General features: G+C 66.0%; 6 protein-coding genes. All 6 read right to left on the reverse strand.

Going from position 1 to position 11,665, the window contains the following annotated elements; genetic code table 11:
• Positions 1 to 452: 452 nt before the first annotated feature.
• Positions 453 to 1,889 (reverse strand): efflux transporter outer membrane subunit, encoded by a 1,437-nt coding sequence (locus ACWKV7_RS00165; protein ID WP_483855610.1) that lies wholly within the window; start codon positions 1,887 to 1,889, stop codon positions 453 to 455.
• Positions 1,886 to 4,990: a multidrug efflux RND transporter permease subunit gene (locus ACWKV7_RS00170; protein ID WP_483855611.1), complete on the reverse strand. Its 3,105-nt coding sequence runs from the start codon at positions 4,988 to 4,990 to the stop codon at positions 1,886 to 1,888. Before ACWKV7_RS00170 ends, ACWKV7_RS00165 begins: the two co-directional genes overlap by 4 nt.
• Complete coding sequence (locus ACWKV7_RS00175) at positions 4,987 to 8,079, reverse strand: MdtB/MuxB family multidrug efflux RND transporter permease subunit (protein WP_483855612.1); 3,093 nt, start codon at positions 8,077 to 8,079, stop codon at positions 4,987 to 4,989. Before ACWKV7_RS00175 ends, ACWKV7_RS00170 begins: the two co-directional genes overlap by 4 nt.
• Positions 8,076 to 9,302, reverse strand: coding sequence for an MdtA/MuxA family multidrug efflux RND transporter periplasmic adaptor subunit (locus ACWKV7_RS00180; protein ID WP_483855613.1), 1,227 nt, complete (start codon positions 9,300 to 9,302; stop codon positions 8,076 to 8,078). The genes ACWKV7_RS00175 and ACWKV7_RS00180 overlap by 4 nt, the downstream gene beginning before the upstream one ends.
• 167 nt (positions 9,303 to 9,469) lie before the next feature.
• Positions 9,470 to 9,970 (reverse strand): thiol peroxidase, encoded by a 501-nt coding sequence (tpx, locus tag ACWKV7_RS00185; RefSeq protein WP_483855614.1) that lies wholly within the window; start codon positions 9,968 to 9,970, stop codon positions 9,470 to 9,472.
• Positions 9,971 to 10,046: 76 nt separating this feature from the next.
• Positions 10,047 to 11,420 (reverse strand): alanine/glycine:cation symporter family protein, encoded by a 1,374-nt coding sequence (locus ACWKV7_RS00190; protein WP_483855615.1) that lies wholly within the window; start codon positions 11,418 to 11,420, stop codon positions 10,047 to 10,049.
• Positions 11,421 to 11,665: the final 245 nt, after the last annotated feature.

An 11,665-nucleotide genomic window follows, 5' to 3' on the forward strand; every position in this document is an offset into this window, starting at 1 on the left:
TGCCTTGGTTTCCGCCGGACTCAATGGCCACCGAGTTGCTTGGCACTGGATACCGGCCTGCGCCGGTATGACGGTGGGGCTTGTCGCCGTAGGCGCCTGCCTGCCATGGCCTACCGCCGCCTGACCACAGCGCGCAGAAGGCACAGCCCGGCTTCACGCTACCCAGCCCGTCTCCCCGGCGAAGGCCGGGGTCCAGTCGCAGTGCCTTGGTTTCCGCCGGACTCAATGGCCACCGGGTTGCTTGGCACTGGATACCGGCCTGCGCCGGTATGACGGTGGTGTTGGTCCGCCGTAGTCGCCGCCCCGCCGTGGCCTACCGCCGCCTGATAACAGCGCGCAGAAGGCACAGCCCGGCTTCACTCTACCCAGCCCGTCGCCCCGGCGAAGGCCGGGGTCCAGTGGTTCCCGTAGATGCTCAAGCAAGAGACGCAAGGGGGTGGCCCCAACCAGCTCTACTCCGTATCCGTCGCAGACCGGTCCGAATTCCAGTTGCCGCCCAGCGCGGCAATCAGTTGCACGCTGGCGGTCAGGCGGTTGCCGAGCAGGGTCAGCGCCGTGCGTTCGTTGTTCAGCGCGGTGGCCTGCACGTTGACCACGCTGTTGTAGTCCACCGTGCCGGCACGGTACTGGTTGTCGATCAGGCGCAGGGATTCGCGGGCGGACTCCAGTGCCTCCTGCTGCACCACGGCCTCGCGTTCGAATACCGCGAGCTGCACCAGGTAGTCTTCCACTTCGCGGAAGCTGTCCAGCACGGCCTGGCGGTATTGCGCCACGGTCTGGTCGTAGCTGGCCTCGGCCCGCTCCAGCTCGGCGCGGCGGGCGCCGCCGTCGAACAGCTTGAGCGCCAGCGCCGGGCCCAGGGACCAGAAGCGGTTGGGCACGCTGATCAGGTCGGCGAAGCTGCTGTTGCGGTAACCGCCGCTGGCCGAGAGCGTCAGGTCCGGGTACCAGGCCGCTTCGGCCACGCCGATCTCGGCATTGGCGGCGGCTACCCGGCGTTCGGCGGCGGCAATGTCCGGTCGGCGTTGCAGCAGTTGCGAAGGCAGCGCCGGGGGAATCGCAGGCAACTGCGGTAGCTCTTCGCGCACCGAAATGCGCAACGAGCCCGGCGCGGCGCCGGTCAGCACGGCGATGGCGTGCTCCCGCTGCGCGCGCTGCCATTCGAGGTCGATGGCCTGGGCCTGGGTGCTTTTCAGCTGGGTCTGCGCCTGGGCCACGTCGGAGCGCGGCACTATGCCGGCGCGGTACTGGTTTTCGGTCAGTTTCAACGCCCGCGCATAGGCCGCCACGGTGGCATCGAGCAGGCGTTTCTGTTCATCCAGCACGCGCAGTTGCAGGTAGTTCTGCGCCAGTTCGGATTGCAGGCTCAGGCGTGCGGCGGCCAGGTCGGCGGCGCTGGCGGCGGCACCGGCCCGGCTGGACTCCAGGCCGCGGCGCAGCTTGCCCCAGAGGTCCAGTTCCCACGCGGCGTTGAGGCCCAATTCATAGCTGTTGCCCACCGAGCTGGCGTTGCCCAGGGTGCTATTGGAGCCCGCGCCCTGGCCGGAACGCGTCACCCCGCCGCTGCCGGACAGGCTCGGGTAAAAGCTCGCCCGCGCACCGCGTACCAGGGCACGGGCCTCGCGGTATTGCGCCTCGGCGGCGGCGAGGTTCTGGTTGTCGACATTGAGCTTGCTGATCAGCTCGTTCAGCTCGGCATCGCCATACAGCTCCCACCAGGCCCCACGGGCCAGGGCATCGGCCGGCTGCGCCTGTGTCCAACCCTCGGCATAGCGGAATTCGGCGGGGATCTCCAGGGCCGGCCGCTGATAGTCAGGGCCCAGGGTGCAGGCACCCAGGCTGAGCACGGCGATGGCGAGGTACAGCGGACGCAGGGTCGAGGCATTCATAACGGGGTATCCAGGGCAGCATCGCTACGCACGCCGCGCCAGCGGTTGAAGCGGTGGCGCAGGCGGTCGAAATACAGGTAAACCACCGGGGTGGTGTAGAGCGTCAGCAACTGGCTGAGCACGAGCCCGCCAACGATGGCGATGCCCAGCGGCTGGCGCATTTCCGCGCCCTCGGCGCTGGACAGGATCAACGGTAGCGCGCCGAGGATCGCCGCCAGGGTGGTCATGATGATCGGCCGGAAGCGCAGCAGGCAGGCGCGGCGGATCGACTCCTCCGGGCTCAACTGCTCCTGGCGCTCCAGTTGCAGCGCCAGGTCGATCATCAGGATGGCGTTCTTCTTCACCACGCCGATCAGCAAGAACAACCCGAGCAGCGAGATCAGGCTGAACTCCCCGCCCACCAGCAGAATCGCCAGCAGCGCACCGACGCCGGCTGACGGCAGCGTCGAGAGGATCGTCAGCGGGTGGATATAGCTCTCGTAAAGCACGCCGAGCACGATGTAGACCACCAGCAACGCGGCGAAGATCATCAGCGGCTGGCCCTCGGCCGCCTGTTGGAAGGCGCCGCCGGTGCCGCCAAGCATGCCTTGCACCTCGGTCGGCAGGCCGACCCGAGCCACCGCCTGTTCGATGGCGGCGCTGGCCTGCTCCAGGGTCACGTCCGGGGCTAGGGAGAAACCGATGCTCTCCGCGGCGAACTGGCCCTGGTGGTTGACCCGGTCTTCCTCCAGGCTGCGCTCCCAGCGAGCGAAGGCTGACAGCGGCACGCGCGCGCCGTCGGCGCCGATCAGTTGCACCTGATCCAGCACTTCCGGGTTTTGCGCGTAGCGCGGGTCGACTTCCATGACCACGCTGTACTGGTTGAGGCTGTCGTAGATGGTGGCGATCTGGCGCTGGCTGAACGCGTTGTTCAGCACCGAAGTGACCATCGCCATGTCCACGCCCAGGCGCTTGGCGGTGTCGCGGTCGATCACCAGGCTGACCTGCTGGGCGCCCTCGCCTTCGTTGGCGTCGATATCGGTCAGCTCCGGCAAGGCAGCCAGGGCATCGCGCACCTTCGGCAGCCAGACGCGCAGGTCGTCCAGATCGCTGGCCAGCAGTACGTATTCGTTGTCCGAGCTGCGTCCCTGACGGCCGCCGAACTGCAGGTCCTGGTCGGGCATCAGGAACATGCGCCCGCCCGGTACCTTGGGCACGGTCTTGCGTAGCCGCTCGATCACGTCCTGGGCCGATACACCGCGCTCGTCGATGGGCTTCAGGCGCACGATCATAAAGGCATTGTTGATGCCGCCATTGCCGCCGATGAAGCCGGCCACGCTTTCCACCGCCGGATCGGCGAGCACCGCGCGACGGTAGATTTCCATCTTCGGCTGCATCACCTGGAACGACAGACCGTCGTCGCCGCGGATAAAGCCGATCAACTGGCCGGTGTCCTGCTGCGGCATAAAGGTCTTCGGCACCGCGACGTACAGGTACAGGTTGAGGCCGATGGTCGCCAGCAGGCCGAGCAGCATCAGCCGCGAGTGCGCCAGCGCCCACTCCAGGCTGCGCCGGTAACCCTCCAGCACCCGCGTTTGCAGGCGCGCGCCGAAACGCTGCAGCGGCCCCGGCTCGCGCTTGGCCTCGGCCTTCAACCAGCGCGCGCAAAGCATCGGCGTCAGCGTCAGCGACACCAGCAAAGAGATGATGATCGCCACCGCCAGGGTGATGGAGAACTCGCGGAACAGCCGCTCGGCGATGCCGCCAACGAAGAGGATGGAGACGAACACCGCGACCAGCGACAGGTTCATCGACAATAGCGTGAAGCCCACCTCGCGCGAGCCTTTCAGCGCCGCCTGCAGCGGCTTCTCGCCGTTGTCGATATGCCGCGAGATGTTCTCCAGCACCACGATGGCATCGTCCACCACCAGGCCGGTGGCGATGATCAGCGCCATCAGCGACAGGTTGTTCAACGAGAAATCCCACAGGTACATCACGGCGAAGGTGCCGACCAGCGACACCGGCACCGCCAGCGCCGGAATCAGCGCCGCGCGCCAGCGGCCGAGAAAGACGTAGACCACCAGGATCACCAGGGCCACGGCAATCAGCAGCGTGCGCTCGGCTTCGTGCAGGGTGGCGCGGATCACCGGCGAGCGGTCCATCGCCACCTCCAGCTTGACGCTGGCCGGGATCACCTCGCGCAATGCCGGCAACTGCGCGCGGATATCGGCGATGGTCTCAATGATATTGGCGCCGGACTGGCGGTTGATCACCAGCAGCACAGCTTCGTTGTCGTTGTAGAACCCGCTGTTGTAGCGATCCTCGACGCCGTCGACGACGCTGGCCACGTCGCCCAGACGCACACTGGCACCGTTCTCCTGGCGAATGATCAGCGGCGCGTAGTCGGCAGCACGCTCCAGTTGGTCGTTGGCCTGCACCAACCAGTGTCGGGCGTCGTTTTCCACCGCGCCCTTGGGCCGTTGGCCAGTGGCGTCGGCGATGGCCTGGCGCACCTCGTCGAGGGCGATGCCGTACTGGTCGAGCAGGCGTGGTTGCAGCGATACGCGTACAGCCGGCAGCGAGCTGCCGCCGATCTGAACCTCGCCGACCCCGCTGACCTGGGACAGCTTCTGCGCCAGGATGGTCGAGGCAACGTCGTACAGCTGGCCCTTGTTCAGCACCTCGCTGGTCAGCGACAGCACCATGATCGGCGCCTGTGACGGATTGACCTTGCGGTAGCTGGGCATGCTGCGCATGCCGCTGGGCAGCAGTTTGCGCGCAGCATTGATCGCTGCCTGCACCTCGCGGGCGGCGGCGTCGATATCGCGGTCGATATCGAATAGCAGGATGATCCGGGTGCTGCCCTGGCTGCTGCGGCTGGTCATCTCGCTGATCCCGGCGATGGTGCCGAGGGAGCGCTCCAGCGGTGTCGCCACAGTGGCCGCCATCACCTGCGGGCTGGCGCCGGGCAGGCTGGCCTGCACGGTGATCGCCGGGAAATCCATCTTCGGTAGCGGCGCCACCGGCAACAAGCCGAAGCTCACCCCGCCGAGCAGCAGGATCGCCAGGCTCAGCAACAGGGTGGCGACCGGGCGCAGGATGAACGGCGCCGACAGGTTCACGCTGCCACTCCCGCCGCGCTGCGTCCCAGCAGGCGCCGCGATATCCGGTCGAAATACAGGTAGATCACCGGCGTGGTGAACAGCGTCAGCACCTGGCTGACCAGCAGACCGCCGACCATCACCAGGCCCAGCGGCTGGCGAAGCTCTGCGCCGGAGCCGCTGGCGAACATCAGCGGCACGGCACCGAACAGCGCCGCCAGGGTGGTCATCAGGATCGGCCGGAAGCGCAGCAGCGCGGCCTGGTAGATCGCCGCCTCGGGCGCCATGCCCTGGGTGCGTTCGGCGTCGAGGGCGAAGTCGATCATCATGATCGCATTCTTCTTGACGATGCCGATCAGCAGGATGATGCCAATGATGGCGATCAACCCCAGATCGTTGCTGGTCAGCAGCAGCGCCAGCAGCGCGCCGACGCCGGCTGAGGGCAGTGTGGAGAGGATGGTCACCGGGTGGATGAAGCTTTCATAGAGCACGCCGAGCACGATGTACATGGTGACGATGGCGGCGAGGATCAGCAGCAGCGTGCTCGACAGCGAGGCGCGGAACGCCTCCGCGGCGCCCTGAAAGCGCGTCTGGATTCCGCCGGGCAGGCCTATTTCGTGCTGCACCCGTTCGATCACCTCGACCGCCTCGCCCAGCGCCACACCGGGCGCCAGGTTGAACGACACCGTGGTCGCCGGGAACTGGCCGATGTGGTTGATCAGCAGGCGTGTGGCGCGCTGGTCGATGCGCGCCAACGACGACAGCGGCACCTGCCCGCCCTCGGCGGTGGCCACATGCACCTGACGCAGCGCGTCGGGGCCAAGCCGGTCGGCGGCCTGGGTTTCCAGCACCACGCGGTACTGGCTGGCCTGGGTGAAGATGGTCGAGATCTGCCGCTGGCCGAAGGCGTCGTAGAGCGCGTTGTCGATATCCGCGACGCTGACGCCGAGGCGTCCCGCTACATCGCGGTCGATATCGAGGAACACCTGCAGGCCGCGGGTCTGCAAATCGCTGGCGACATCGGTGAGCTGCGGCTGCTCACGCAGCGCCTCCACCAGCTTCGGTGTCCAGGCCTCCAGCAGCTCGGTGTCCGGCGACTCCAGGCTGAACTGGAACTGGGTACGGCTGACCCGGTCCTCGATGGTCAGATCTTGCACCGGTTGCAGGTACAGCTGGATGCCCGGTAGACCGGCCAGTTGCGGGCGCAGGCGCTCGATCACCTCGCTGGCGGTCAGGTCGCGCTCGCCGTGGGGCTTGAGGTTGATCAGCAGCCGGCCGCTGTTCAGCGTCGGGTTGTCGCCGTCGACACCGATGTAGGACGACAGGCTGGCCACCGCAGGGTCACCCAGGATCACCTCGGCCAGGCGCTGCTGGCGCTCGCTCATGGCGCGGAACGAGACGGTCTGTGGCGCTTCGGAAATACCCTGGATCAGCCCGGTGTCCTGCACCGGGAAAAAGCCCTTGGGCACCGCCAGGTACAGCAGCACGGTGAGGCCGAGGGTGGCCACCGCAGCCAGCAGGGTCAGCGTTTGATGCCGCAACACCCACTGCAAGCCCTGGCCGTAGCGCTCGATCATGCCGTCGATAAAGGCACCGGCCGCGCGGTAGAAGCGTCCCTGTTCCTGGTCCTTTTCCGCCTTGAGCAGGCGTGCGCACATCATCGGCGTCAGCGTCAGTGAAATCACCAGGGAAATCAGGATGGCCACCGCCAGGGTGATGGCGAACTCGCGGAACAGCCGGCCGACCACGTCGGCCATGAACAGCAGCGGGATCAGCACGGCGATCAGCGAGAAGGTCAGCGAGATCAGGGTGAAACCGATCTGTCTGGCGCCCTTGAGCGCGGCGTTCAACGGCGTCTCGCCCTGCTCCAGGTGGCGGGCGATGTTCTCCAGCATGACGATGGCATCGTCGACCACGAAGCCGGTGGCGATGGTCAGCGCCATCAGCGTCAGGTTGTTGATCGAAAAACCGGCCAGGTACATCACGCCGAAGGTGCCGATCAGCGACAGCGGCACGGCGATCGATGGAATCACCGTGGCCGACAGCTTGCGCAGAAACAGGAACGTCACCAGCACCACCAGCGCCACCGCCAGCAGCAGCTCGAACTGCACGTCATGCACCGCCGCGCGAATGGTCTGGGTGCGGTCGGACAGCAGCGTCACCTCTACGTTGGCCGGCAAGCCGGCGGTGATCTGCGGCAGCAATTGCTGGATGCGCTCGACCACCTCGATCACGTTGGCGCCAGGCTGGCGCTGGATATTCAGTAGCACCGCCTGCTGGCGGTCGGCCCAGGCGGCCAGGCGCTCGTTCTCCGCGCCATCGACGATCTGCGCTACGTCCTTCAGGCGCAGCGCGGCGCCGTTCTGGTAGCTGACGATCAGCTCGCGGTATTCCTCGGCGGACTTGAGTTGGTCATTGGCATCGAGTTGCGACACCCGCGTCGGGCCGTCGAAGTTGCCCTTGGGCTGGTTGACGTTGGACTTGCCGATCAGCGTGCGCACGTCGGACAGGTTTAAGCCATAGGCGGCCAGCGCCTCGGGATTGACGCGGATGCGTACCGCCGGACGCTGGCCGCCCGCCAGAGTGACCAGACCGACGCCGCTGATCTGCGCGATTTTCTGGGCCATGCGCGTGTCGACCAGATCATGCACCTGCGGCAGCGGCAAGGTTGCGGAGGTGATAGCCAGGGTCAGCACCGGGGTGTCGGCCGGGTTGACCTTGTTGTACACCGGCGGTGCCGGCAGGTCGTTGGGCAGCAGATTGGTGGCGCCGTTGATCGCCGCCTGCACTTCCTGCTCGGCGATATCCAGCGCCACTTCCAGGTTGAAGCGCAGGGTGATCACCGAAGCGCCGCCGGAACTTGTCGAGGACATCTGCTTGAGCCCCGGCATCTGCCCCAGCTGGCGCTCCAGCGGCGCGGTCACCGCGCTGGTCATCACTTCCGGGCTGGCGCCAGGATACAGCGTGAGCACGCGAATGGTCGGGTAGTCCACCTCGGGCAGCGCCGATACCGGCAGCAGGCGGTAGGCGATGATGCCGCTGAGGAAGATCGCCAGCATCACCAGCGTGGTGGCCACCGGCCGCAGAATAAAGGTGCGCGACAGGTTCATGCGTCGCGCTTCGGCTGCTTGTCGGCTTGCGGTTTGGCGACCGTCGGCTCATCGCCGATCACTTCGACCTTGGCGCCGTCTTTGAGCCGGTCGGTGCCCTCCAGCACCAGGCGGTCGCCAACCGCGACGCCGCTTTCGATCAGGGTGCGCTCACCATTGCTGGGGCCGGCCTGCACCGGCGTCACCACCACCGTCGAATCGTCCTTGAGCAGATACACGAAGGTCCCCCGGGAGCCATATTGCAAGGCCGCCGAGGGAATCAGCGTGGCCTGTTCGCGGGTGCGCACGCGCAGGCGCACGTTGACGAACTGGTTGGGGAACAGAGTTTCCTCGGCGTTCTCGAAACGCGCCTTGAGCTTGACCGTGCCGGTGGCCAGATCGATCTGGTTGTCCAGGCTTTGCAGGCCGCCTTCAGCCAGGCGCTGCTTCTCGCTGCGGTCCCAGGCTTCGACCAGCAGCGACTGCGGGTCCGCCTTGCGCGCCTGCTGCACTTGCGGCAGTTCGCCCTCCGGCAAGGTGAAGCTGACCGAAATCGGCTGGGTCTGGGTAATGGTCACCAGCGGTGTGGCGTCGCCGGCGCTGACCAGGTTGCCGACGTCCACCTGGCGCAGGCCGAGGCGGCCGTCGATGGGCGCGCGGATCTGGGTGAACTGCAGGTCGAGCTTGGCGTCGTTGACCGCCGCCTGGTTGGTCTTGACAGTGCCGCGGTACTGGTTGACCAGCGCTTCCTGGGTGTCCAGGGCCTGCTTGGCGATGGAGTCCTCGGCGTACAGGCCGCGATAGCGCTTGAGGTCGATCTCGGCGTTCTGCAACTGCGCGCGGCTTTGCTGCAAGGCACCTTCGGCCTGCTGCAGCGCCACTTCATAGCGGCGCGGGTCGATCACCGCCAGCAGCTCGCCGGCCTTGACCCGCTGCCCTTCCTCGAACAGCACCTTGACCAGCTCGCCGTCGACGCGGCTGCGCACGTTCACCGTGTTGAACGCCGTCACGGTGCCGAGCGCCTTCAGCTCGACGGCGAAGTCGCCCTGCTCTGCCGGCGCCACTCGTACCGGTACCGGTCCGCCAAACTCGCCGCCGCCAAAGCGCCCCCGACCACCTTTCGGTTGTTCCGGCGGTTGCGGCCAGAACCACCACAGCACAAGCGCCAATGCGGCCAGGCCAAGGGCCGGTAGCAACCAGCGACGGGAGGAGCGAGAGGCATGGGACGGGGCGGAAACGGACATATCAGCGGTTCGCAGCAAAAGGAGCGTGCACGATAAGCAGTGGCAGTCGCCAAGCAAAGTGCCTTTACCGCCTTTTTACCTTCGCTTTACTCGGCTAAGTGCATGACGCGCATAAAAAAACGGCCTGCTTTGAGCAGGCCGTTTCGGGATGTTTCTCGCCTGTGTGCTTACTTCAGCGCGGCGATGGCGGCTTCGTAGTTCGGCTCGTTGCCGATTTCAGAAACCAGCTCGCTGTGCAGCACCTTGTCGTTTTCATCCAGCACCACCACGGCACGGGCCGCGACACCGGCCAGCGGGCCGTTGGCGATGGCTACGCCGTAGTCCTTGAGGAACGCGCCGCCGCGCATGGTCGACAGGTTCACGACGTTCTCCAGCCCTTCGGCGCCGCAGAAACGCTTCTGGGCGAACGGCAGGTCGGCGGAGATGCACAGCACCACGGTGTTGGCCAGCTTGCTCGCCTCGGCGTTGAATTTACGAACCGAGGTGGCGCAGGTGGGAGTATCCACGCTGGGGAAGATGTTCAGCACCTTGCGCTTGCCGGCAAAGCTGCTCAGCGCAGCGTCGTTCAGATCGAGGCCGACCAGGCTGAATGCCGGGGCCTGCTGGCCAGCCTGCGGCAGTTGACCTTCGACTTGTACCGGGTTGCCCTTGAGAGTCACTTGAGCCATGAACCATTCCTCTGTGCATTGGTGTGGGAAGAAAGCGAGTTAAGCACGGTCAGGCGCAAATGTCCTGACCGCCAAGTCAGACTTCCCGTTGCCGACCCACGACACATTGTTCCTTGGCGAAATAATCCTTGGTCAGCTTGACCACCACCGGGCTCAGCAGCAGCAGCGCCAGCAGGTTCGGCAATGCCATCAGGCCATTGAGGGTGTCGGCCAGCAGCCAGGCGAATTCCAGATGAGCGATGGCGCCGAACGGCACTGCCACGACCCAGACGATGCGGAACGGCAGGATCGACTTGGTGCCGACCAGGAATTCCCAGCACTTCTCGCCGTAATAGCTCCAGCCGAGAATGGTGGTGAAGGCGAAGACCACCAGGGCGACGGTCAGTACCGCGCCGCCGAAGCCCGGCATGGCCGATTCGAAGGCCGCTGCCGACAGCGCCGAGCTGCTCAGGCCGCTGCTCCAGACGCCGGAGCAGATGATCGCCAGGCCGGTCAGGCTGCAGATGACCAGGGTATCGATAAAAGTACCGAGCATGCCGATCAGTCCGGAACGCACCGCGCTATCGGTGGTGCCAGCGGCCTGGGCGATACCGGCGGTACCAAGGCCCGCTTCGTTGGAGAAGATGCCGCGGGCCACGCCGTAGCGGATCGCCGCCATCACCGCGGCGCCAGCAAAACCGCCGGTGGCTGCGGCCGGGCTGAAGGCATGGTGGAAGATCAGCGCGAAGGCTTGCGGGATAGCGGAGACATTGACCACCAGCACCACGATGGCGGCGATGATGTAGGCCACGCACATGATCGGCACCAGGGTCGCGGCAACCTTGCCGATGCGCTGGATGCCGCCGAGGATGACCAGGCCGACCAGGATCATGGAGGCCACGCCGGTCACCCACATCGGGACGTGGAAGGTGCTTTCGAGGGCCAGCGCCATGCTGTTGACCTGCACCATATTGCCGATGCCGAAGCCGGCGAGGCCGCCGAAGATGGCGAACACTGTGCCCAGCCAGACCCACTTCTTGCCCAGGCCGTTCTTGATCGCATACATCGGCCCGCCGACGTGCTCGCCGCGGTCGTCCTTCTCGCGGTAATGCACGGCCAGCACCACTTCACAGTACTTGGTGGCCATGCCCACCAGGGCGGTGCACCACATCCAGAACAGCGCGCCAGGGCCGCCGAGGAAGATCGCGGTGGCCACGCCGGCGATATTGCCGGTACCCACGGTGGCGGCCAGGGTGGTCATCAGCGCCTGGAACGGGCTGATCTCGCCGGAGCTGGCGTCGCCCTTGGCGCGTCCCTGCCACATCAGGCGGAAACCCGCCGGGATCTTCGCCAGCGGCATGAATTTGAGCATGAACATCAGGAAAAGACCGGTGCCGAGGATCGCCACCAGCATGGGCGGCCCCCAGACCAGGCCGTTGACACTGTTCACCAGGGTGTTGAGGAATTCCATGTAAGGCTCCTTATTGTTGTTGTAGACGCGAGGATGGTGCCCCTCGCCTGCTCGATCGCCGGGTAGGCTCAGTTGGCTGCGATTGCCTGCGGGGCAATTTCAGTGAACAACTGATCGGGCAACGCCAGGCAAGTTCCCGGTAACGGACTCGCCCAGGCAGCAGGGGGCGCCAGTATATGAAGGGATACTTAGTGGTTTTCACTGTTTAGCCACGAATGGACGGACGCTTTTCCGGCATAACTTAC

This window comes from Zestomonas ipomoeae (assembly GCF_057128665.1).